This window comes from Arthrobacter sp. C2, from assembly GCA_024207135.1.
Taxonomy (GTDB): Bacteria; Actinomycetota; Actinomycetes; order Actinomycetales; family Micrococcaceae; genus Paeniglutamicibacter.
Map to the genome: position 1 here is coordinate 526,356 of CP042428.1, position 21,537 is coordinate 547,892.

At 68.1% G+C, this 21,537-nt stretch carries 22 protein-coding genes and 1 tRNA gene; 19 read left to right on the top strand and 4 right to left on the bottom strand.

Annotated features, from left to right (window positions below; genetic code table 11):
• The first annotated feature begins 112 nt into the window (after positions 1–112).
• The 11 genes from rplU to FPY90_RS02465 all read left to right on the top strand — a co-directional run bounded on the left by rplU (position 113) and on the right by FPY90_RS02465 (position 9,643).
• Positions 113–421, top strand: a complete 309-nt coding sequence (gene rplU / locus FPY90_RS02415) for a 50S ribosomal protein L21 (RefSeq protein ID WP_007272816.1) — start codon at positions 113–115, stop codon at positions 419–421.
• Between the two features lie 48 nt (positions 422–469).
• Entirely contained in the window at positions 470–724 is a 255-nt protein-coding gene (rpmA, locus tag FPY90_RS02420; protein WP_071216447.1) for a 50S ribosomal protein L27, read from the top strand.
• 150 nt (positions 725–874) lie between these two features.
• Complete coding sequence (gene obgE, locus FPY90_RS02425) at positions 875–2,446, top strand: GTPase ObgE (protein WP_498683625.1); 1,572 nt, start codon at positions 875–877, stop codon at positions 2,444–2,446.
• Between the two features lie 10 nt (positions 2,447–2,456).
• Positions 2,457–3,596 carry a glutamate 5-kinase gene (gene proB / locus FPY90_RS02430; RefSeq protein WP_071216449.1) on the top strand — a complete coding sequence of 380 codons (1,140 nt, stop codon included), beginning with the start codon at positions 2,457–2,459 and terminating at the stop codon, positions 3,594–3,596.
• 80 nt (positions 3,597–3,676) lie between these two features.
• Positions 3,677–4,996 carry a glutamate-5-semialdehyde dehydrogenase gene (locus FPY90_RS02435; RefSeq protein ID WP_071216450.1) on the top strand — a complete coding sequence of 440 codons (1,320 nt, stop codon included), beginning with the start codon at positions 3,677–3,679 and terminating at the stop codon, positions 4,994–4,996.
• Positions 4,997–5,101: 105 nt separating this feature from the next.
• A complete protein-coding gene (locus tag FPY90_RS02440) occupies positions 5,102–5,323 on the top strand; it encodes a hypothetical protein (RefSeq protein WP_071216451.1) in 222 nt (73 codons plus the stop codon).
• Between the two features lie 46 nt (positions 5,324–5,369).
• The gene (gene nadD / locus FPY90_RS02445; protein ID WP_071216452.1) at positions 5,370–5,957 is read left to right on the top strand and encodes a nicotinate-nucleotide adenylyltransferase; all 588 of its coding nucleotides are present in this window, start codon (positions 5,370–5,372) and stop codon (positions 5,955–5,957) included.
• Positions 5,958–5,978: 21 nt separating this feature from the next.
• Positions 5,979–7,559, top strand: coding sequence for a hypothetical protein (locus tag FPY90_RS02450; protein WP_498683628.1), 1,581 nt, complete (start codon positions 5,979–5,981; stop codon positions 7,557–7,559).
• 42 nt (positions 7,560–7,601) lie between these two features.
• Positions 7,602–8,015 (top strand): ribosome silencing factor, encoded by a 414-nt coding sequence (gene rsfS, locus FPY90_RS02455; RefSeq protein WP_071216454.1) that lies wholly within the window; start codon positions 7,602–7,604, stop codon positions 8,013–8,015.
• Positions 8,016–8,088: 73 nt separating this feature from the next.
• A tRNA-Ala gene (locus tag FPY90_RS02460) sits at positions 8,089–8,164 on the top strand.
• A 462-nt stretch (positions 8,165–8,626) separates the two neighbouring features.
• On the top strand, positions 8,627–9,643 hold the full coding sequence (locus FPY90_RS02465) for an NADP-dependent oxidoreductase (RefSeq protein ID WP_071216455.1): 1,017 nt from the start codon (positions 8,627–8,629) through the stop codon (positions 9,641–9,643).
• A gap of 36 nt (positions 9,644–9,679) precedes the next feature.
• On the opposite strand, the gene FPY90_RS02470 is transcribed toward FPY90_RS02465, so the two are convergent.
• The 3 genes from FPY90_RS02470 to FPY90_RS02480 all read right to left on the bottom strand — a co-directional run bounded on the left by FPY90_RS02470 (position 9,680) and on the right by FPY90_RS02480 (position 13,956).
• Positions 9,680–11,167: an amino acid permease gene (locus tag FPY90_RS02470; protein ID WP_071216456.1), complete on the bottom strand. Its 1,488-nt coding sequence runs from the start codon at positions 11,165–11,167 to the stop codon at positions 9,680–9,682.
• Positions 11,168–11,456: 289 nt separating this feature from the next.
• Positions 11,457–12,827, bottom strand: a complete 1,371-nt coding sequence (locus tag FPY90_RS02475) for an FAD-binding oxidoreductase (protein ID WP_071216457.1) — start codon at positions 12,825–12,827, stop codon at positions 11,457–11,459.
• A 361-nt stretch (positions 12,828–13,188) separates the two neighbouring features.
• Complete coding sequence (locus FPY90_RS02480; RefSeq protein ID WP_071216458.1) at positions 13,189–13,956, bottom strand: alpha/beta fold hydrolase; 768 nt, start codon at positions 13,954–13,956, stop codon at positions 13,189–13,191.
• A 207-nt stretch (positions 13,957–14,163) separates the two neighbouring features.
• On the opposite strand from FPY90_RS02480, the gene FPY90_RS02485 reads away from it, so the two are divergent.
• From FPY90_RS02485 to FPY90_RS02500, 4 genes are all read left to right on the top strand, one after another.
• On the top strand, positions 14,164–14,769 hold the full coding sequence (locus FPY90_RS02485) for a helix-turn-helix domain-containing protein (RefSeq protein ID WP_071216459.1): 606 nt from the start codon (positions 14,164–14,166) through the stop codon (positions 14,767–14,769).
• On the top strand, positions 14,766–15,317 hold the full coding sequence (locus tag FPY90_RS02490) for a hypothetical protein (RefSeq protein WP_071216460.1): 552 nt from the start codon (positions 14,766–14,768) through the stop codon (positions 15,315–15,317). The genes FPY90_RS02485 and FPY90_RS02490 overlap by 4 nt, the downstream gene beginning before the upstream one ends.
• Positions 15,318–15,379: 62 nt before the next feature.
• On the top strand, positions 15,380–16,318 hold the full coding sequence (locus tag FPY90_RS02495) for a hypothetical protein (RefSeq protein ID WP_071216461.1): 939 nt from the start codon (positions 15,380–15,382) through the stop codon (positions 16,316–16,318).
• An 85-nt stretch (positions 16,319–16,403) separates the two neighbouring features.
• The gene (locus tag FPY90_RS02500; protein ID WP_209908211.1) at positions 16,404–16,754 is read left to right on the top strand and encodes a zinc ribbon domain-containing protein YjdM; all 351 of its coding nucleotides are present in this window, start codon (positions 16,404–16,406) and stop codon (positions 16,752–16,754) included.
• Positions 16,755–16,845: 91 nt separating this feature from the next.
• Here FPY90_RS02500 and FPY90_RS02505 read toward each other — a convergent pair whose 3' ends face one another.
• Positions 16,846–17,475, bottom strand: a complete 630-nt coding sequence (locus FPY90_RS02505; RefSeq protein WP_071216463.1) for a TetR/AcrR family transcriptional regulator — start codon at positions 17,473–17,475, stop codon at positions 16,846–16,848.
• Between the two features lie 81 nt (positions 17,476–17,556).
• Here FPY90_RS02505 and FPY90_RS02510 point away from each other — a divergent pair, with 81 nt between their 5' ends.
• The 4 genes from FPY90_RS02510 (at position 17,557) to nrdH (ending at position 21,518) form a co-directional block, all read left to right on the top strand.
• Positions 17,557–18,681: a flavin-containing monooxygenase gene (locus FPY90_RS02510; RefSeq protein ID WP_498683631.1), complete on the top strand. Its 1,125-nt coding sequence runs from the start codon at positions 17,557–17,559 to the stop codon at positions 18,679–18,681.
• A gap of 103 nt (positions 18,682–18,784) precedes the next feature.
• Complete coding sequence (locus FPY90_RS02515) at positions 18,785–19,600, top strand: YggS family pyridoxal phosphate-dependent enzyme (RefSeq protein ID WP_071216465.1); 816 nt, start codon at positions 18,785–18,787, stop codon at positions 19,598–19,600.
• Positions 19,601–19,612: 12 nt separating this feature from the next.
• Positions 19,613–20,443 (top strand): bifunctional hydroxymethylpyrimidine kinase/phosphomethylpyrimidine kinase, encoded by an 831-nt coding sequence (locus tag FPY90_RS02520; RefSeq protein WP_071216466.1) that lies wholly within the window; start codon positions 19,613–19,615, stop codon positions 20,441–20,443.
• 829 nt (positions 20,444–21,272) lie between these two features.
• A complete protein-coding gene (nrdH, locus tag FPY90_RS02525; RefSeq protein WP_071216467.1) occupies positions 21,273–21,518 on the top strand; it encodes a glutaredoxin-like protein NrdH in 246 nt (81 codons plus the stop codon).
• Positions 21,519–21,537: the final 19 nt, after the last annotated feature.

Consider the following 21,537-nt stretch of genomic DNA (forward strand, 5'->3'; position numbering starts at 1 on the left):
AGCTATCGGATTCTTCCGCTCGGCGTGCCAGCACAGCGCAATCCCCAGGCTCGTTTTGGGGTAGTGATGCGCAGCAAGACATATTGAACGTCGAGTAGAAGTGAGTACCCACGTGGTGTACGCAATTGTCCGCGCTGGCGGCCGCCAGGAAAAGGTTTCTGTTGGAGACCTCGTTACCCTTGACCGCCTGAAGGCTGCCCCCGGCGCCTCCATTGAACTGCCGGCCCTGTTGCTGGTTGACGGCGAGAAGGTAACTTCGGCTGCCGACGAGCTGGCCAAGGTTACGGTGACCGCTGAGGTCGTTGAGAATCTTCGCGGCCAGAAGATTGTCATTCAGAAGTACAAGAACAAGACCGGTTACAAGAAGCGCCAGGGTTTCCGCGCTTCGTTGACCAAGGTCAAGGTCACCTCGATCGCTTAATTGCGGTTGTTTCCAAGAATTCTCATTACCTGAAGGTAGGCACATTCAATGGCAAGTAAGAAGGGCGCGAGTTCCACTCGCAACGGTCGCGACTCCAACCCCCAGTACCTGGGCGTCAAGCGCTTCGGTGGTCAGGTTGTTTCCGCCGGTGAAATCATCGTTCGCCAGCGCGGCACCCGCTTCCACCCGGGCGCCGGCGTGGGAATCGGCAAGGACGACACCCTGTTCGCACTGGAAGCCGGAGCTGTCGAATTCGGCACTCGCCGCGGCCGTAAAGTCGTGAACATCGTTACCGCTGGCTAACTAAGCGCGTAACCGCATTCATTACACTGTAGAGGGTGGGCCGCACGGCTCACCCTCTATGTGTTTTTCCAAAACCCCTGTGTTTTGCCGCCTCCCGCCCCCGGGAGCAGCGCGCGGAACGCCACCCTTTTTTGCTAGGAGCTTTCAACCGTGGCAGCCTTCATCGACCGAGTGGTCCTCCATGTCTCCGGTGGTACCGGTGGGCACGGCTGTGTCTCCATCAAACGCGAAAAGTTCAAGCCCCTGGGCGGGCCCGACGGCGGAAGCGGCGGCAACGGCGGAGACGTGATCCTGCGAGTCGACGCCCAGACCACCACGCTGCTGTCCTACCACCACTCGCCGCACCGCCACGCCGGAAACGGCGAGGGCGGCAAGGGAGACCTGCGCCCCGGCAAGAACGGCGAGACCCTCATCCTTCCGGTGCCCGAGGGCACCGTGGTCAAGACCCGTGACGGCGAGATCCTGGCCGACCTGATCGGCGACGGAACCGAATACATCATTGCCGCCGGCGGCCTGGGCGGCTTGGGCAACGCAGGCCTGTCCAGCCAGCGCCGCAAGGCCCCCGGATTCGCGCTGCTGGGCACCCCCGGCGCCTCCGCCGAGGTCGTCCTGGAACTCAAGTCCGTCGCCGACGTCGCCCTGGTGGGCTACCCCTCGGCCGGAAAGTCCTCGCTGATCGCCGCGCTGTCCGCCGCGCGCCCCAAGATCGCCGACTACCCCTTCACCACGCTGGTCCCGAACCTCGGAGTCGTCCAGGCCGGAGAGACCCGCTACACCGTGGCCGACGTCCCGGGCCTGATCCCCGGGGCCTCCGAGGGCCGCGGCCTGGGCCTGGAGTTCCTGCGCCACGTCGAGCGCTGCGCCGCCCTGGTGCACGTGCTTGACTGCGGCGCACTGGAAGCGGACCGCGACCCGGTCTCCGACCTGGACATCATCCAGGCCGAACTCGACGCCTACGAGGTCGACTCCTCGTTCGCCGGCGCCGACGGCCAGATCATCCCGTTGAACGAACGCCCGCGTCTGATCGCCCTGAACAAGGTCGACATGCCCGACGGACGCGACATGGCCGGATTCGTGCGCCCTGAACTGGAGAAGCGCGGCTACCGCGTCTTCGAGGTCTCCGCGATGACCCGCGAGGGCCTGCGCGAGTTGTCCTTCGCGATGGCCGAACTGGTCACCGAGGCACGCGCCAAGATCGAGGCCGCACCGCTGCCGGTTCCCGTCGAGGTGCTGCGTCCGCGCGGCACCAAGGCCAGCCGGGCAGGGTTCGTCATCCGCAAGGAAGAGCGCAACCTCGAGCCGCTCTACCGCGTCATCGGCGAAAAGCCCGAGCGCTGGATCATGCAGACCGACTTCCGCAACGACGAGGCCGTGGGCTACCTGGCCGACCGCCTGGCCAAGCTGGGCGTCGAAAACCAGCTGTACAAGCTCGGTGCCAAGCCCGGGGATGCGGTGGTCATCGGCTCCGAGGTCGACGCCGTGGTCTTCGACTGGGAGCCGACCATGGCCGCAGGCGCCGAGCTTCTGGGCTCGCGCCGTGGACAGGACGAGCGCCTGGCAGAGTACGGTGCACGCCCCTCGCGCGACGAGAAGAAGGCGGTGCACGAGGCGCGCAAGGGCGCCAAGGCCGCCGCCCGCGAAGACCTGGAAGCCGAGCGCAAGGCCGGAATCTGGACGGAGTCGGTCAACTACAAGCACCAGCTACCCAAGTCCGGGGAGTAACCGAGAAACCGTGCGCGCCACACACCAGCCCTCGGGCATCACTCAACGCCAGGACCTGCCCCGCGCCTCGCGCATCGTGGTCAAGGTCGGTTCCTCGTCCCTGACCACGCTGGCCGGAGGCATCTCCGAGGAGGCCCTCAGCTCGCTGGTGGACCGCCTCGCGGCGGTCAACACCGCCGGGACCGAGCTGATCCTGGTTTCCTCCGGTGCCATCGCCGCCGGCCTGGCGCCCCTTGACCTGGGGCGCCGGCCGCGCGACCTGGCCACGCAGCAGGCTGCGGCCTCGGTGGGGCAGGGCCTGCTGATGGCAAAGTACACCCAGGCGTTTTCCGCCCACGGGATCACGGTCGGCCAGGTCCTGCTGACCGCCGACGACCTGATCCGCCGCCAGCAATACGCCAACGCGTTCCGCGCATTGAACCGGTTGCTGGCCCTGGGCGTGGTGCCGATCGTGAACGAAAACGACACCGTGGCCACCCACGAGATCCGCTTCGGGGACAACGACCGGCTCGCGGCCCTGGTGGCGCACCTGGTCAAGGCCGACGCGCTGCTGCTGCTCTCGGACATCGACGCGGTCTACGACGCCCCGCCGAACGCCGGGGGAGTGCGCGTGCCGTCGATCGAGCGCGCGGAGGACCTTGAGGCGTTGCGCATCGGGTCCACCGGATCCGCGGGACTGGGCACCGGGGGCATGGCCACCAAGGTCGAGGCCGCCACCATGAGCGCCGAATCGGGCATCCCGACCCTGGTCACCTCCACCGCCAACGCCGCCGCGGCGCTGGCCGGGCACGACGTGGGAACCTGGTTCTCCGCCCGCGGCGGGCGGCGTTCCACCCGGATGCTGTGGTTGGCGCACCTGGCCACCACCCAGGGCCGGCTGCTGCTGGACCCGGGCGCGGTGCGCGCCGTGGCCTCCGGGGTCGCCTCGCTGCTGCCGGCCGGGATCACCGGGATCAACGGCTCCTTCGAGGCCGGGGACGCGGTGGAGATCACCGACGGCTCCGGACTGGTCATTGCCCGCGGCCTGGTCAACTTCTCGTCGGCGGAACTGCCGAAGATGCTCGGGCGCTCCACGCACGAGCTCGGCGAGGACCTGGGCAGCTCCTACGAACGCGCCGTGGTTCACGTCGACGACCTAGTCGTGGTCTAGCAGCGCAGCCGCTACCGAAGCCCGTCCCCGTGCTTAACATGGGGGCGGGCTTCGGCGCATCCACCGTAGAATAAGGGATTATGAGCCAGAACATTGATGCAGCCTTGACCCTGACCGATGCCGCCCAGGACTCCGGCGGGCCCGAGGCCGCCACCCTCGCCGTGGCCAGGCTGGCCGACCGCGCCCGCGCCGCCTCGCGCGTGCTGGCCCGGGCGGACCGCAACTGGAAGGACCGGGCGCTGCTGGCCATCGCAGCCTCGCTGGATTCCAACCGCAAGGCCGTGATCAAGGCCAACGCCAAGGACATCGAGGCCGGGCGCGCCAACGGCACCACCGAGGCGCTGCTGGACCGGCTGCGGCTGAACGACGCGCGCGTCGACGCGCTGATCGCCGCCCTGGAGGAACTGGCCGGGCTGCCGGACCCGGTGGGCACCGTGCTGCGCGGCCAGACCCTGCCCAACGGCCTGCGGCTGCGCCAGGTGCACGTGCCCATGGGCGTCATCGGCGCCATCTACGAGGCCCGCCCCAACGTCACCGTCGACATCGCCGGGCTGGCGCTGAAGAGCGGAAACGCCGTGCTGCTGCGCGGGGGAAGCGCCGCCGCGCACTCCAACGAGGCGCTGCTGGCCCTGATCCGCGACGCCCTGGAAACGGTGGGGCTGCCCGCCGACGCCGTGGCCTCGGTCGATCCCTGGGGCCGCGACGGCGCCGACGCGATGATGGGCGCACGCGGCAAGATCGACGTGCTGATCCCGCGCGGCGGGCGCGAGCTGATCCAGCGCGTGGTCACCACCGCCAGCGTCCCGGTCATCGAGACCGGTGAGGGCAACGTGCACATCTACCTCGACGAGTCAGCCGATGCCGCCATGGCCGCCCCGATCCTGCTCAATGCCAAGACCCAGCGCCCCTCGGTGTGCAACACCGTCGAGACCCTGCTTCTCAACGCAAAGGCCGCCGCGGCCCCCGAGGTGCTTGCCGCGCTGGCCAAGGCCGGGGTGCGCCTGCACGTCGATGCCCGCGCCAAGGCGCTGGCCGGTGGAATCCCGACCATCGACGCCGTCGAGGAGGACTGGGACACCGAATACATGGACCTGGACCTGGCCGTGGCCGTGGTTGATGACCTGGATGGTGCGATCAAGCACATCCGTGCGCACAGCACCGGTCACACCGAGGCGATCCTGACCAACAACCTTGCCCATGCCGAGCGCTTCATCGCCGAGGTCGACTCGGCCGCGGTGATCGTCAACGCCTCCACCCGGTTCACCGATGGCGGGCAGCTGGGACTGGGTGCCGAGGTCGGCATTTCGACGCAGAAGATGCACGCCCGCGGTCCCATGGGCCTGCGCGAGCTGACCACGACCAAGTGGATTGTGCAAGGCGATGGGCATGTTCGTTCGTAGCCGCGTGCCAAGGTGGGTACGATAGAGGCTAACGAGACAAAATAGTTACAACAACGTGCCGTGCGCGCCTACGCGGGTCCGGCACACATAGCAACCTGGAGAAACATGTTTACCCAGTCCCTGAACGCGGCGATCCTGGCTTCCGAGTCCACCGGTGGAATGACCACCCAGACCCAGGCGCTGCTTGTCGGCGGCGGAATCTTCCTGCTGTTCATGCTGATGCTGCTGATCACCATGTCCTACTCCAACGTGGGCAACCGCCACCAGGTCAAGCCGGAACCCGAGGACACCCACCGTACGCACACCAACAAGCACGGCCATCACTAGCCGTCTCGAGGCCGAACGTACGGACCGCCCATTTCGCCTCGGCGTCATGGGCGGCACCTTCGATCCGATCCACCACGGGCACCTCGTGGCAGCCAGCGAAGTCGCCTCGGTCTTCGACCTTGACGAAGTCGTGTTCGTGCCCACCGGGGAACCGTGGCAGAAGTCGGACCGCGACGTGGCCCCGGCCGAGCACCGCTACCTGATGACGGTGATCGCCACGGCGGCAAACCCCCGCTTCACGGTGAGCCGGGTGGACATCGACCGACCCGGCCCCACCTACACCATCGACACCCTGCGGGACCTGCGCGCACAGCGTCCGGAGGCGGAGCTGTTCTTCATCACCGGCGCTGACGCCATGGCGCAGATCATGGGGTGGAAGAACGCCGAGGAGCTGTGGCAGCTGGCGCATTTCGTGGGGGTCACCAGGCCCGGCCACGAGTTGCCGGTGCTGGACCGCAACGACGTGTCGTTGATGGAGGTCCCGGCGATGGCGATTTCCTCCACGGATTGCCGTGAACGGGTGCGGACCGCGCATCCTGTCTGGTACCTGGTGCCAGACGGCGTGGTGCAGTACATCGCCAAGTACAAGCTGTACAACGACAAGAACAACGCAGTAAGCAACGGCCAGGAATAGAGACGGCCGGGAATGGACAAGATGAGCGACGAGACCGGGCCCGCGCTCAGCAGGCGAGCCCTGCGGGAGCAGCGACGTGCCGAGGCCGAAGCCCAGCTTGCCCGCGAGGCGGCGGCGGGCCAAAAGCCCGTGCCCCCCGCACCGAAGCCCGATGCGGCCAAGCCCGCCGCAGCGAAGCCGACGGCAGCCAAGCCGGCGGCGGAGGTTCCCGTGCCCAAGGCCGCCGTTCCGACGGCGCAACCCGCTCCCGGAATAGTCGAGAAGCCTGCCGCCAAGCAGGCCGAAAAGCCCGCCGTTGCCAAGCCGGCAGGGAAGCCGGTCGAGAAGCCTGCCGCCAGGCCGCCTGCTGCACCTCCTGCCGCCACGCCCGTCCGGGAGCCCGTGGCCGCCAAGCCCGCGGCCAATCCCGTGTTGGAACCGGCGGAACCTGCGCGCAGCCGTCGCGCCGCCACCGGTGCGGTTGACGCTATGCCGGAACGCACCGAGCGCACCTCCCTGCAGCGTGCCCGCGACCGCGAGGCCCTGCGCACCCGCCGCCGCCTGGAACAGGAAGTCTCCGAACTTTCACCCAAGGACCCTGCCCCCGCCGAAGACCCGGCACCGCTGACGCGCAAGCAGATGCGCCTGCAGGCCCTGGGCGCCGCGAAGGACGCGGGCGCCGCACAGTCCGCACCCGCACCCAAGGCCACGCCGGCACCGGCCAAGCCCGCTCCGGCCAAGCCCGCACCCGGCAAACCGGCCCCGGCCAAGCCTGCAGCGGCCCAGCCGCCAGCCGATCCCGAAACCCCCTCGCCGCAGATGAGCGTCGAGGAAGCCCTGGCGTTGCGCCAGCGCTCCGGCGGGGCGGCCCCAAGCGAACCGCTGCTCATCGCGCCCGAGGAAGACCTGGCCAACGTGGACCTGGAGGTCCTGGCCCAGCAGCGCGAGCTTGCCGCGCGTGCCGCGATCATTTCCCGCCGCGCCGCCGAGCGCCTGCGCATGCAGGAGGAAAACACCCAGCGGGCCGGTGCCCGCCGCTCGGACCCCTTCACCGGGGCCATGAACCACCTGGTCGAAGAGGACATCGAGAAGAAGCTGGTCAACACCGGCATCTCCGGTCCGCGGACACGTGGCTACAACATCGCCATGACCGACCAAGGCACCATCGTCGAGGAACCGCAAACCACCGCGGCCCCGGCCACCAAGACTCCGGCTTCGGCGCCCCGGGCGCCCCAGTCGACGACCCCGGCAGCGAAAGCCCCGGCGGTCACACCTGCGCACAAGCCAAAGGCTGCTACTCCGGCCCAGGCATCGGCTGGCGGCTCCAAGCCACCCGCCGCGAAACAAGCTGCCGCAGCAGCACCGGCCAAGGCCCCCGCGGCCCCGGCCGCCGGCAAGGCGGTGGCGGCACCCGAATCCAGGGCTCCCCGCGCCGAAGATGTTGGGCCCTCGACGTCTCGTCCTCCCGTGCGTGCAGTGCGCGCCCAGGGACTCGAGCCGTTGGACGTGCAGACCGCCGGAATGCGCCGTGCCAACAACATGTACTTGATGGTCATCGCGGCCTTGTCCGTTGGAGGCGCGGCCCTGGTGGCCGGCCTCATCATGTTCCTGAACTCCAACTAGCGCGCTTTTGCGACGCCACAATTCCCTCAAGGAGAACCCCCTATGAGCGCCCACGAACATTCCATCAACCTGGTCAAGGCCGCGGCACTGGCCGCCGCCGAGAAGCAGGCCGAAAACCTGATCGCCCTTGACGTTTCCGAGCGCCTCGGTGTCACCGACGCCTTCCTGATCGCCTCGGCTTCCTCCGAGCGCCAGGTCAACGCGATCGTCGACGAGGTCGAGGACAAGCTGGCCGAGGAGTTCGACATCCGCCCGGTACGCCGCGAAGGCCGTGGCGCGGGCCGCTGGGTCCTGCTCGACTACGCGGATGTGGTCATCCACGTCCAGCACAACGAGGACCGCGTCTTCTACGCCCTGGAGCGCCTGTGGGGCGACTGCCCGCTCATCGAGCTGCCGACCACCGGCGAGCCCGCCACCGACATGTCGCACATCGAAACGCTCCCCGATTCGCTCTAGGGTCCCTCGATTTGCGCCACGCGTTTTGTGTGGCCTATGATGGTTGAGTTGCCCGCAAGGGCGGCTCTCATCTGGGGGTATGGCGCAGTTGGTAGCGCGTCTGCATGGCATGCAGAAGGTCAGGGGTTCGAATCCCCTTACCTCCACCAGATAGCAAGAATAAAAAGGTCTCCGGCTCAGGTCGGAGGCCTTTTTTGTGTCCCGATGCGGCCGGGGCCGCAGACGCGTTCTGCAATCCTGCTGGCGATCCCTGGTGCCGCTTGGCGGCGGGGCGGACGCCACACGGGCTCAACCGCGAAGCGGTGTTGCCGTCGAACCGGTCGGCCACGGGAGCCGGCGTGCCGGCATCCAATCGTGCCAACCGCCGCCGTGCGTTGCCTCCGCGGGCAACCGGTTCGGCCGCCCGCAGCCCGGAAGAACGAACTCCGGAATCGGGACGTGGCGGACTTCCGTACCGGTTCCCGGGGCCGAGGGTCGCCGGTTACTGAGAGTGGGCTCACGGTGGCCTGCCCGGTGTGGGCGTGTAGATTCTAGGTGCACCTGCCCCGCCGGATGATCGCCTGAAGTGTTCGCCGTGAAGCGTAGTGATCCTTGGTGCGACGGAGGAAAACATGAAAGCCATTGCCTACACCAGGTACGGCGGCCCGGACGCCACGACGGTCCTGGAACTGCCCGAACCGCGGCCCGCCGCCAACCAGGTTCTCATCAAGGTCGCCGCGGTGGGCCTGAACCCGGTCGACGCGATGCAGCGGGCCGGAACCCTGAAGATGCTTCATCCCTACAAGTTCCCGAAGATCGCCGGGAACGAACTCAGCGGGGTCGTCACCGCGCTGGGTCCCGGGGTCTCCCGCTTTGCGGTGGGGGACAGGGTGGTCTCACGCGTGGGCAAGACTGCGTTGGGTGCCCTGGCCCAGTACCTGGCCATCGACGAAGCCCTGGTGGCCCGCGCGCCGAAGTCCGTTGCCCTGGTCAATGCCGCGGCGCTGCCGCTGGCGGGCCTTACCGCGCAGCAGGCGCTGGGCCCCAAGCACCTGGACCTGCAATCCGGGGAACGGCTGCTGGTCACCGGCGGCGCAGGGGGAGTGGGCCTGCTGGCGATCCAGCTGGCCAAGCTGGCCGGGGCACACGTGACCACCACCGCATCCCCGCAGGGGCGCCAGGTCGTCGAGCAGGCCGGTGCGGATCGCGTGATCAACTACCGCGAGTCCAAGGTTTCCGATTACGCGGGGCAGTTCGACAAGGTGCTGGACCTGGTTGGCCTTGAAACGGACCTCGACGTGTTTACCCGCGTGCGGGCCGGAGGGAAGGTCGTGTCCATCACCGGTCCGCTGACTCCCGAGGGGATCCCGGAGGAGGTCTCGGGCCTGCGCCGGGCGCTGGTGCGCCCGGTCGCCGCAGCCATGAGCCGCAAGGCCAGGAAGGCGGCCGCCGCGGCCGGTGCCACGTATGATTTCTTCTTCATGGAGCCCGATGCCGGCGGGCTGGCGCTGCTGTGCGGATTGGTCGATGCGGGGAAGCTGAAGCTCGGCATCGACAGCACCTACCCCTTGGACGATTTTGCCAGCGCCTTCGAACGCCTTGAATCCAGGCGCGCGAAGGGCAAGGTCATCATCGTGATGCCTTCCTGAGACGGCGAGAGCCCCCCGGTGCCCCGGTGAAGAAGCTTAAGGAACGGAGGTTGGTTGGTTCAGCCGGCTGTGCTTCCGCGAGTAGGCGAAATAGACGATGAAGCCGATGGCCAGCCAGATCACGAAGCGGATCCAGGTTTCCAGGGCCAGGTTCAGCATCAGGTAGAAGCAGACGAGGACCGAGGCGATCGGGATCACCGGCACCCACGGCACCTTGAAGGCGCGCGGCAAATCCGGGCGGGTGCGGCGCAGCACCATGACCCCGATGGACACCAGCACGAACGCGGCCAGGGTGCCGATGTTGACCAGTTCCGCGAGCGTGGACAGCGGCACGAAGGTGGCCAGGACGGCGATCGGGATGGCGGCAAGGATCGTGAACCGGTAGGGGGTGCCGAAGCGCGGGTGGGTCTTGGCCAGCGCCACCGGGAAGAGTCCGTCGCGGGCCATGGCGAAGCCCACGCGGGTCTGGCCCAGGAACAGGATCATGCACACCACCACCAGCCCGATGCAGGCGCCGATCGCGATCAGGTCGCCCATCACCGGCAGCCCGGCGTTCACGAAGGCGGTGGCCAGCGGTGCCCCGTCGTCGGGGTCGATGTCCTTGTAGCTTTGCATGCCGGTGATCACCAGGGACACCGCCATGTAGAGCACAGTGACGATGGCCAGGGAGCCGAAGATGCCGATGGGCATGTTGCGTTGCGGGTTGCGGGTCTCCTCGGCCGTGGTTGCCACGACGTCGAAGCCGATGAAGGCGAAGAACACCATGGCGGCGGCGGCGAAGACCCCGCCGATGCCAAAGACGCTGGGATCGAGCCCGAAGATGCTCTGCACCAGCGGCAGGTGCAGTGCGCCGCCGCGGGAGGCCGCAGGGGATTCGGCCGGCGGGATGAAGGGGGACCAGTTGGCCAGGTTGATGAAGAACGCCCCGGCGATGATCACCGCGAGCACGACGAGGATCTTGATGGCCGTAACGACCTGGTTGATGCGGCTGGAGAGCTTCACCCCGGAGATCAGCACGATGGCCAGGCCGACGACAAGCAGTCCCGCGGGCAGGTTCAGCACGCCGTTTTCCGCGGTGGCGATCGCCTCGGGGATGGCGAAGGGGGTGCCGGACAGGACCACGCCCAGGTACTGGCTGAAGGAGGTGGCCAGGGCGGCGGACCCGACGGTGAATTCCAGGATCAGGTCCCAGCCGATGATCCAGGCCAGAAGTTCGCCCATGGTCGCGTACGTGTAGGTATAGGCGCTGCCGGCGGCCGGAACGCTGGAGGCCAGTTCCGCATAGCACAGGGCTGCCAGCCCGCAGCCGAGCCCGGCGATCAGGAAGGAGATCGAGATGGCGGGCCCGGCGTTGGACGCCGCGGCCTGGCCCGTGAGCACGAAGATGCCGGCGCCGATGCTCACCCCGACGCCGAAGACGATCAAATCCAGTGCGCCCAGGTTTTTCTTGAGCTTGTGTTCGGGTTCCTCGGTTTCGGCCATCGTCTGCTCGATGGTCTTCGTGCGGAAAATTCCCCCTGACATGATGTGCCTCCTCGGGGTGGGAACGCGTGCTGCCGTGCTGGGCACCAACGTACGCCCGGGTGGGGGACACCAATAGGGCAAATAGTCCCCCGTGGAAGTGGCGGGCGGGTGCGCTGTTGCCGGTTCCGTCGCCCGTCGCCCCACGTATGCCACGAAGCGGTGCATCCAAGCGCGCACGCGCCGGGGAGAAGCCACCGTCGCTGCTGAAGTTCGGGACGCAGCAAGCCAATGGCTGCGCCCGTGGGCCTGACGGGAACGCCGCGGGGGACCTGGGTCCGGGGCCCGGAGCTCAGTCCAGCTGGTAGCCGAAGCGGAACCTCGAATCAGGGTCCCAGCCGGCCTTGACCCGGCGCAGGCGCTCGACGTGCCCGGGTTCCCAAGCCTTGCGCACATCCTGCGGGGCCCAGGAGAAGCCGCGGAAATTGATCGAGGGTCCTCCGTGGGACCACGGTTCCATGGCCCCCAGCACCGCCAGGCCGCTGGCCGCCACCGCTTCGCGCAGCGGCGGGGCGTAGGGGCCGACCACATTCACCGCGAAGGCGGCATCGCGCCTGCCCACGGCGTTGGGGTGCTCGGGCTGGCGGGCGAAGGCGCCGCCCAGGTGGCGCAGCTCGGCCAGGATGAGCGGGATCCGGAGTTGGGGCCCGGCGGTTTCCAGCAGGGCGTCGATCGCGCCGGCATCCAGGGAGCCCAGCAGCAGCGAGGCGTCCCAGGCGGGCATCGGGTCGGTGGGGTCCTGGTGGACTGACCCGATCAGGGAGTACGGCATCATCGCCACCATGTCGACCAGCGCACCGGCGGTGCCGCGCATGGGGGCGAGCAACGCCGCGCCCTGCTGGTCGCCGCCCACGTGGACATAGCGCAGGTGCACCGTGGTCTTGCCGCGCAGCGGTTCGGGGAACTCCGGGGCGTCGGGCAGCCGCAGCAGGGCCATGGAGGCGGTCGTGGACTCGGGCAGGGACCGTGCCCACGGGCCGAAGGCGTGAAAGAGCTCCGGAGCGTGCTGCCCGGCAAAGAAGATGCCGCCCCCGTAGACCTCGGCGACCGGGTGCAGGTCGAACCGCAGCTGCGTGACGATGCCGACGGAGCACTTGCCGCCGCGCAGCGCCCAGAAAAGTTCCGGTTCCCGCACGGCATCGACCTCGAGCGTGTCGCCGGAGGCGGTGACCATCCGCAGCGCGGTCACGTGGTCCGCGGCAAACCCGAAGGTGCGCCCCATCGGCCCCATGCCACCGCCCATGGTGTAGCCGACGACCCCGATGTCCGGGGAGGAACCGTTCAGCGGGGCCAGCCCGTGCGGTGCGGCTGCGGCAATGACCTTGCTCCAGCGCACCCCGGCCCCGACGCGCACGCTCCGGGTCTCCGGATCCAGGTCCAGTTCCTGCAGCCCCGCGGTGTTGATGAGCATCCCGCCGTGGGCCTGGGTGCCCAGCCCGTGGCCGGTGGCCTGTACGTGGACCGCCAGCCCGTGGTCGGCGGCATGGCGCACCGCGGCGGCGACGTCCCTGCTTGAGCGAGGCAGCACCGCGATATCCGGCCGGAACTCGTGGGCCAGGTTGAATCCGAGGCAGGCGGCTTCGAACCCGGGGTCGGTGGAACCGAATACCTCGCCGTCGATCGCGGAGCGCAATGCGGAGGCGTAGATGCCGTTGGTGGCCATGGGTGGGTTCTCCTGGGGAGGCGGGTGCGCGGGTGGCGGCCCCCTGCGTGGTGGTGCTGCCGGCAGCCGGGCGGACGGCGTCGGATCGGGATGCGCCGCGGTTTCGCGGCACCGATTCGCCATGCCGGAGGGTGCCGCAACGGCACCATCGGGCCGATGGCGTGAGCCCCAAGGCACCCGGGGGTGCGAGACAGGCGAGTGTGTCCCGGAAACCGGTGGTGTGCCCGGCGTTGGTGGTCCCCATTCCCTGCCGGGGGGTGGTTCCGGGGTGCTCCTGACTAAAGTGTCGCCGCAAATTCCGGCAAGTCAAGGGGTTGTCCGTGCACCGCCCGGATGTGGTCCGCAGCCAAGGGCGCGGTGGCTAGGTGCGCGAGGCCAGGGCGTGGATGGCGGAGGTGATGACGGTGGGATGCCTGGACAGGATCCGCAGGTGGTTGGCTGGAACGGTGGAGAACAGCCGGACCCGCGCGTTGGCCCCGCAGGCCAGTGCCGCCGCGGCGCGCATTGTGCGCATTTCCGCCGCGGGGGAGCCCGGGTGCGGCCCCGAGCCGGCGATGATCAGCGCCGGGCAGTCCAGGGAGTGGTAATCGGGCAGCAGCCCCGCGTCGATCTCGTCGAGCTCCACGACCAGGTCGGCGGCCCGGTGGTGCGCCAGCTTGGACATGATCCCCAGGGAACCCAGCACGGCCATCGGCGCCTTGAGCAGCCGGTACTGCCTGCGGATGCGTCTTTGTGCCTTTTCGTGGAAGACCCGCACGGGGAAGGCGCCGTCAATGAGCACGATCCCGGCAATCGCGCCCGGATGCGTGGCGGCGTAGCGCAGGGCCAGGGTGGCCCCGTGCGACCAGCCGACCAGGATGGGGTGCTGCAGCTTGGCGGCGGCGAGCACACTGGCCACGTCGTCCAGCGCCCCGGAAAACGAATAGTCCGCGTGGCTTGGCGAGCGGCCACGTCCGCGGGCGTCAAAGGTCACGGTGTGGCAGTCGGGGGACAGGTCGCGCAGGACCTGCTTCCAATCCTGACCGGTGGAAAATGCGCCGTTGAGGAAGAGCACCTCGGGACCGGTGCCGGGTGAGACGGTGCAGGACAGCCGGGAGCCTGCGCCGTGGACGATCAGGTGGCGGGGCATGGATGTTCCAGGCAGCCGGCGGGGAACCCGGCGCAGCGCTCGTGGTCCATCGCAATTGTCCTCACACCTTGGATGCTATGCCCCGCGGAGGGACGGGGCAACGGCGATGCCGCCGGGATGGCGGCGCCGCGCTCGCCGTTCGCCTTGTGGGTCCACTTACAAACCTTGGGGCTTGTAAAAAGTCGTACAAGTCTGTACGTTTGTGGAATGATCGTCATCACCATAGACCAGCGCCGCTCCCGGTCGGGACCGGACAAGGTCGAGGCCCTGCTGCAGCGGCTGGCCACCGACTACGAAGCCGTGCGCGGATTCGAGCGAACCGCCGGCGACGAGATCCAGGGCTTGCTCCGGGACGGTGCCACCGCGGTAGCCCTGGCCCTGGACGTGGCACGCACGGGGGAATGGAGCGTGGGGATCGGCGTCGGGGCCGTGGAGACCCCGATGCCCGAACAGACGCGCGCCGGCCGCGGACCCGCCTTCGAACACGCCCGCGACGCCGTGGAACGCGCCAAGGGCTCCAGCGGGTCCCTAGCCCTGTCCGGGCCCGGGAACGGGGCCGAACGCCTGGAGGCCGAACTGCAACTGGTCGCGATGGTCAACGCGCGTCGCACCGAATCGTCGGCCGAAGCTGGCATATTGGTCTCCCGGGGCCTGACCCAACAGCAGGTCGCGGCCAGGCTGGGCATCTCGCAGCAGGCGGTCTCGGCACGGCTGGCCTCCGGGCTTTGGTACGAAGCCACCCGGCTGGCCGCCGCGGCAGGTGCGGCCCTGCACGAATATGCCCTGAACGCGGAAGGCGGACGACGCACATGAACTGGATTGCCTGGGTATTGCTCCTGGCGGTACTTGCCCTGGGTGCCCCGCGGTATTTCGCCGCATCGGGCTTCCGCTGGCCGCTGAAGCAGTCGTTGACCAGCGCCCTGCTGGTGGCGGCGCTGGCGCTCGCCGGAATCCTCGCCGCGCTGGGCAACCACGCCCCCGGGGCTGGGCAGATACCCCCTGAGCTGGTCATCGTTGCCAGCGTGGCCGCGGCAACACTTGGCGGCGGGCCCGTCACCGAGACCGTCTTCCGTCTTGCGGCGTTCAAGCGTGCACGGGACCATGCCGGCGAAGACCACGACCCGGATGCCAGCCCGCTGCGCGGGGGCATGTGGATCGGGCTGCTGGAACGCGCGGCGATTGCCGCGACGCTCTGGGCCGCCTGGCCCGAGGGCCTGGCCGTGGTCCTGGCGGTGAAGGGGCTTGGCAGGTTCTCCGAACTCAAGCAGCACGCCGCCGCCGAGCAGTTCATCCTCGGGACCTTCGTCAGTGTCCTGTGGGCCTGTGCCGCGGTGGGCGTTGGCCGGCTTCTTGGCGCCTGAGGTCGCGGGGCGAACCGGGCCGCCGACGGCTTGACCTGCCGGCCCATGGAAGAATGCAAGCCATGACGCCAACCCCGAATCCGTATGCCCGGCCGCGGCCCGGCAGCAGCCACCGGACATGGTGGTACTTCTTCGTGGGGATCGGCGCGGTCGGCGTGGGCCTGCTGCCGTGGCTGGCCACGGGCCTGCGGCTCCCGCTGCAGAACCTGTGGGCCATCGACACCCTGCCCGAGGACATGCCCAGGGTGCTGCTGCCATTCAGCCAGTACTTCCTCGCGCAGATCCTGTCCATGGTCATCCTGGGCCTGGGGGTCGCCGGACTGGCGGTCCGCGCAGCACCCGCGGCGGCGCGGGGCACGGCCTCCGCCTATGCGGCAATTGGCGCCTTCGCGACCATCGCCTGTGCGGCAATCCAGACCGCCGCGGTGGTCAGGGACGGCTTGGGCGCCACGATGGCGGCGAACATCTACTTCGTCGGCGTGCTGGTCGTCATCGCGTTGGGCGTTGTCCTGGGGCTGGTGGCGTTGTTCCTGGTGGCCCGCGCCGGGCGCCCCGGAGCCTTGGTCGGCTTGACCCTGGCGGCGTTGTCGGTGGAGCTGTGGCTGTACGCGCTAACGATGGTCCTGGGTGCGGGTGCCGCGGCCCCGGTGGTTCCCGCGGTGCTGGCCGTGGCGCGGTGGCTGCCTGCGATCCTGGCGGCGGCGGCCCTGGCCTGGTGCGGGGTCGGAACCGCACGGCAGGCGGTGGCGTGGGCGGTAAGCCTGCTGCTGCTCTGGCTGGTGCCCGCGCTGCTGGACGGGCTCTCCTACGCTGCGGGCTCGCGGGTCTTCGCCGGGAACCTGCAGGAGATGGCCTCGGCCGGGGCAAGCGTGGTGTTCGGCTCCCTCGGGGGCCCCGGCGCCCTGCTGCCCGCGGTGCTGGCGTTGGCAGTCGGGATTGCCGGGGTGTTCGCCGTGCGGGTGCCCCGTGCGGCAGCGTCCACCGGCACCCAAGGCGGGTAGCCGGTGTGCCGCTTCCGGGTCGCGGACGTGCCCCGGAAGCGGGCTTCGCACCGCCGATTTGTCACCGCCGCCTAGAATGGGTGCCATGAGTGACGTTTTGCCATCGTGCCCGCAGTGTTCAAGCCCCTACACCTACGAAATGGGCGCCCTGCTGGTCTGCCCCGAGTGCGCCCACGAGTGGACCGCCGAGGCGGAAACCGTCGAGGAGCCGCAGGAAACGGTCATCAAGGACTCGGTTGGCAACGTGCTGGCGGATGGCGACACCGTCTCCGTGGTCAAGGACCTGAAGGTCAAGGGCCAGGCCCAGTCCATCAAGGTCGGCACCAAGGTGCGCAACATCCGCCTGGTCGACCCCATCGACGGCCACGACATCTCGTGCAAGGTCGACGGTTTCGGGCCGATGCACCTGAAGTCCTCCGTCGTCAAGAAGGTCTAGCCACACCCGGAAGCGGACTCCCAGCGCCGTCCTTTCCCTCGGGGAAGGGCGGCGCCTTGCTGTGTCCGCGGGAATGGTCTTCGCTGCGCGTTCAGGAAAAGGCGTCGGCCAGCGCCGCATGGCACCAGCGTTCGTAGCGCTCCGACGGCCAGCCCCGTTCGGCGACCAAGAAACGGTAGGCATGGGGATGCCCGGTGTTCCAGATCAGTGCCGCGACATCCTCGTCCTGTTGTCCGCCTTGCAGCCCCCCGCGGTCCCGCAGCAGGCCGGGCACAGCCAGGTAGCGCTCAAAGCGCTGCGCATCGCGGGCCCGCTGCAGGGTCGCCGCCGCGGGATCCACTGCAGCGGCGTCGGAAAGGACCTTGTAGACCGGGGCCATGCGCCCGTTGACTTCGGCAAACCACGCCGACAAGACCGTGGCAACGTCGTCGGGCGTGGCGGTGCGCTCCAGCTCGGCGGCGAGGAACTCGAGCGGGGATGCCGGCGCTCGTTCGCCCGAGGCCGCCTGGTCGATGATCCGGGACAGGATCTGCGTCTTGGTGCCCACCGAGTTGTAGATGGTCTGGACAGCCACCCCGCATTCGCGCGCCAGCTTCTCGATGGTGGTGGGGACGAAGCCCTGCTCCATGAAGAGGCTGCGTGCCGTGGAAATGATCAACGCACTGGTCTCGGCGCTCTGCTGCGCCCGGCGGCTGGGCTTGGTCCTCGGGGTGGAATCCATGACAAAAGAATAGCGCTCCACTGACTGGAAGAGTATTCTAATGAACGTAGGGTCGCTACGCGCGGAACCGAGGAGTCCACCATGCAAAGCCAGACCAACAACCACCGCACGATCATCGTGGGAGCCGGCCACTGCGGGTTGTCCATGGCCCGCGAACTGGGGAAATCAGGCGAGGACCACGTCGTGCTGGATTCCGGGCCGGCACCGGGCAGCAGTTGGCGATCGCGCTGGGATTCCCTGCAACTTTTTACCCCCGCGGCACACGACGGGCTGCCGGGGCGCCGGTTCCCGGCCAGGCGCGGAGAGCTTCCCATGGCCGGTGCCGTCGCCGACTACCTGGAGTCCTACGCGCAGGCCTTTGGCATGCCGGTCCGTTCCTCGACCACCGCCACGGGCATGGACCTTGGTGCGGACGGGGCATTCACGGTGCACACCACCGAGGGGATCTTCACCGCGGACCGCGTGGTCGTGGCCACCGGCGTCCACCAGGCTCCGAAGATCCCGGCGTTTGCCGACCGGATTTCCGCCGGCACGACCCAGTTGCATTCGAGCGAGTACCGAAACCCGCAGCTGCTTCCCGAAGGCCCGGTTGCCGTGGTCGGATTCGGCACCTCGGGGGCCCAAATCGCCTGCGAGCTGGCCGCCAGCCGGCAGGTCACGCTGTGCGGGAAGCCGACCGCCCATGTGCCCGACGCCCTTATCCATTTCGCGCCGGCGCTGTACTGGCTGCTGGTCCACCGCATCCTGACGCGTTCCACGCCGGCGGGACGCAAGGTCGCCAAGGAGGTCCTCGCCCACGGTGCACCGCTGATCGGGCTGAGCGCGGACGACGTCGACTCCGCCGGGGTCATCCGTGCCGGAAAGATCGCCGACGTGCGCGACGGCGTGATGGTGGCGCAAGACGGGGCGGCAATCGAGGCGTCCACGATCATCTGGGCGACGGGGTACCGGCCCGACTTCTCCTGGATCCATGGCCTGGAAGTGGACGAGGCAGGCTATCCCTTCCACGACCGGGGGATCAGCACCCAGGTCCCCGGGCTGGGGTTCATGGGCCTCCCGTTCCAGTACGGGCTGACGTCCGGGATCATCGGTGGTGCGGGACGCGATGCCCGCTACCTGGCGCGGCGGTTGCCGCACCAGGTAGCAACGGCCTCGCCTCATGCGTCCGGGTATGGCGCCAGTGAACTTTCACCCGACCGTGACTAGGGGCTCCGCATCGCCGTGCTATGTTGGCCGTGGCGCATCGACCCGCTTGGGCCCTGCGTTGAAGCATCCGAAGTTCCTCATCGTGAAAGACTCTGCCCCCGCCATGACATTGCCCGTGAACACCCCCGAACCTGCCGCAGCCCACGCCAGCTCCATCGAGGATTTCAAGCACAACCTTGCCTCCATCAGGGCCCGCATCGATGCGGCCGCTCGCAAGGCGGGGCGCGATCCCGCCTCGATCCGCCTGCTGCCGGTCAGCAAGACCGTGCCCGAGGACCGCTTGCGCCTGGCCGTTGCGGCGGGAATGGATTTCCTGGGAGAGAACAAGGTCCAGGAGGCCGCGCGCAAGGCCGAGAACCTTGCTGACATCCCGGGATTGAAGTTCTCGGTCATCGGCAACCTGCAGACCAACAAGGCGAAGTTCGTGGCGAAGTTCGCCGACGAGTTCCAGGCGCTGGACAACATCCGCCAGGCCGCGGCACTGCAGCGCCGGCTCGAGGCCGAGGACCGCCAGCTCGATGTTTTCGTCCAGGTCAACACCTCAAACGAGGAAAGCAAGTTCGGGCTCCCGCCGGCCGAGGTGCAGGAATTCGTCGACCAGCTCCCGCAATTCGACCGGCTCCACGTCAAGGGCCTGATGACCCTGGCCCTGTTCAGCGACGACAAGGAGGCGGTGCGGGCATGCTTCGTGCGCCTGCGGGAGCTGCGCGACATGCTGCGCGAGAGCGCACCGGAGGGCATGGAGATCGAAGAGCTGTCCATGGGCATGAGCGGCGATTTCGAACTCGCCATCCAGGAAGGCGCCACAGTCGTCCGCGTGGGCCAGGGCATCTTCGGTGCCCGGGCACTGCCCGACAGCCACTACTGGCCAGGGTTCGCCGGCGAGAAGCCCGCCGCGCCCCACACCGCCGCCCAGTAGGCCGCGAGCCCCATGAGCCCGGACCTGCCCTACGAATTGGACCGACGCCCGGTTGCCGCCGTCGTCATCAGCTCCCAACTGGCCTTTGGCTCGGTGGGAAACAACGTGATCGGCAGGATGGTTGAACGGGCCGGGCACCGGGTCATTTGCATCCCGACCGTCATGTTCAGCAACCTGCCCCACTATCCATCGCTGGCCGGGGGAGAGCTGGACGACGGCTGGCTCGGCGGGATCCTTGATGACCTCCTGGCGCGTGCGGTCCTCGGGGAAGCGAAGTTCGTCTGTGTCGGATACCTGGCGCATCCGGGCCAGGCAAGAATCATCGGCGAATGGTTTTCGCGGGTGCGAGAGATCAACCCCGGCATCCAGCTGGTGGTGGATCCGGCCATGGGGGATGAGGACGTCGGCCTCTACACGGCCCCCGAGGTCGTGGAAGGCTATGTCAAGCACCTGATCCCCTTGGCGGGCGCGGTCACGCCCAACAACTTTGAGCTTGGATTGCTCACCGAGGGACGCGGGGGCCACTCGCCGGAAGAAAAGGCGCGGTCGCTGCTGACACCAACGCTCCGATGGGTTGCAGTCACCAGCGCCGCGCCCTCATCCGGGCGAGGTGCCGCGACCGTGGACACGCTTTTGGTCACGGATGCGGGAACACGATTGGTGAAGACCCCACTGGTCGAAAGCCGGGCCAAGGGTGCCGGAGACTTCTTCCTGGGCACAACCGTGGGTGCCTTGCTGAACGGGTGCGGCCTCGAAGAAGCGATAACTGCCGCAGCGAGCGCAACCGCCAGGGCGCTTGCCGGTGGGGATCCGTATTTTTCGGCGGCTCCCTCAACGGCATAGTTTTGCCTTCTGCTGGAGCAATCCCTGCGGACTGTCGCCTATCGCAGCTTTCCTGGCATCGGCTCGAATCGCCGGTGAAGTGCCAACGGCAAGCCCCGGTACTCGAAGAGCCGGCCCGCCGTCACGTTCGAGACCGCAAAGCGGTTGGCGCTTCCGGTGTGGAGCCGCGCGACGGCGGCATGGGGGTTTATCTGGCCCGGGCGAGCCGCCTTCGCGGCCGATCCACGGTGGCGGGAAACTCGTCCGGCCAGCGCCAGACGAGGCCTCGGCCCGATCGGGCGGCCGTCGCCGGGGCTGGCCTGGGTCTTCGGTTTCGGCCGCACAATCCGCGGCACGCCATTTGTGGGGGAAAGTGCGGTGTCGCGTTGGCGAGGGCACTACCTGTAGTGCTAGCGTTCAATCGGCAACGCCATATCTTGTGGTTCGACGGCTGAGGATCGACACGCCGTGCCGAGCGACACGCCAACTCTTTTATCTCTGGTCGATTGCTCCACAGGGTGTGGATAGATTTTCGATTTCGTTGGATTCACGCGGTTTAACGAGGGATGTTTATCCACAGTGCTTGTGGACTGTCGGTGAGTTGAATGACAGGGGTGTAATACATCATGTTGGGGTCTAACCTTCGGGGCCCCACTAGATGTAGTATTGAATCAGCTGGTGAGGCCTAGTGCGCGAACCTCCGGAATGCGGAGAAATGTACGAATCCCCGCCCCCGAAGGCTTCGTAGCCGCCGGGACACAAAGTCCGTATGCATCACTCCCGCGGGGAGCGCGCATAGGGAACCAGCCACAACACATACACAGATTTTTGCACGAGGGGATTTACGGACATGACCGTCACGGTTTACACGAAGCCAGCATGCGTACAGTGCAACGCAACCTACCGAGCTCTTGATAAGAAGGGCATCGTTTACCAGAGCGTTGACATTTCGCAGGATCCCGCTGCCTTGGAGCGCGTTCGTGCTTTGGGCTACATGCAGGCACCGGTTGTCATCACTGACGCCGATCACTGGTCGGGCTTCCGCCCGGACAAGATCGACGCACTGGCCCAGGAAATGGCCTCGTCCGTAGCCTGACCAGCCACACCCAGCCTTA

Coding starts and splice junctions, on each gene's coding strand:
- FPY90_RS02515 (WP_071216465.1), top strand. CDS start 18,785: ATGACATTGCCCGTGAACACCCCCGAACCTGCCGCAGCCCACGCCAGC.
- FPY90_RS02475 (WP_071216457.1), bottom strand. CDS start 12,827: ATGGCCACCAACGGCATCTACGCCTCCGCATTGCGCTCCGCGATCGAC.
- FPY90_RS02440 (WP_071216451.1), top strand. CDS start 5,102: ATGTTTACCCAGTCCCTGAACGCGGCGATCCTGGCTTCCGAGTCCACC.
- FPY90_RS02485 (WP_071216459.1), top strand. CDS start 14,164: ATGATCGTCATCACCATAGACCAGCGCCGCTCCCGGTCGGGACCGGAC.
- rsfS (WP_071216454.1), top strand. CDS start 7,602: ATGAGCGCCCACGAACATTCCATCAACCTGGTCAAGGCCGCGGCACTG.
- FPY90_RS02520 (WP_071216466.1), top strand. CDS start 19,613: ATGAGCCCGGACCTGCCCTACGAATTGGACCGACGCCCGGTTGCCGCC.
- FPY90_RS02495 (WP_071216461.1), top strand. CDS start 15,380: ATGACGCCAACCCCGAATCCGTATGCCCGGCCGCGGCCCGGCAGCAGC.
- nadD (WP_071216452.1), top strand. CDS start 5,370: ATGGGCGGCACCTTCGATCCGATCCACCACGGGCACCTCGTGGCAGCC.
- nrdH (WP_071216467.1), top strand. CDS start 21,273: ATGACCGTCACGGTTTACACGAAGCCAGCATGCGTACAGTGCAACGCA.
- FPY90_RS02510 (WP_498683631.1), top strand. CDS start 17,557: ATGCAAAGCCAGACCAACAACCACCGCACGATCATCGTGGGAGCCGGC.
- FPY90_RS02500 (WP_209908211.1), top strand. CDS start 16,404: ATGAGTGACGTTTTGCCATCGTGCCCGCAGTGTTCAAGCCCCTACACC.
- FPY90_RS02490 (WP_071216460.1), top strand. CDS start 14,766: ATGAACTGGATTGCCTGGGTATTGCTCCTGGCGGTACTTGCCCTGGGT.
- rpmA (WP_071216447.1), top strand. CDS start 470: ATGGCAAGTAAGAAGGGCGCGAGTTCCACTCGCAACGGTCGCGACTCC.
- FPY90_RS02505 (WP_071216463.1), bottom strand. CDS start 17,475: ATGGATTCCACCCCGAGGACCAAGCCCAGCCGCCGGGCGCAGCAGAGC.
- FPY90_RS02465 (WP_071216455.1), top strand. CDS start 8,627: ATGAAAGCCATTGCCTACACCAGGTACGGCGGCCCGGACGCCACGACG.
- FPY90_RS02480 (WP_071216458.1), bottom strand. CDS start 13,956: ATGCCCCGCCACCTGATCGTCCACGGCGCAGGCTCCCGGCTGTCCTGC.
- FPY90_RS02450 (WP_498683628.1), top strand. CDS start 5,979: ATGAGCGACGAGACCGGGCCCGCGCTCAGCAGGCGAGCCCTGCGGGAG.
- FPY90_RS02435 (WP_071216450.1), top strand. CDS start 3,677: ATGAGCCAGAACATTGATGCAGCCTTGACCCTGACCGATGCCGCCCAG.
- FPY90_RS02470 (WP_071216456.1), bottom strand. CDS start 11,167: ATGTCAGGGGGAATTTTCCGCACGAAGACCATCGAGCAGACGATGGCC.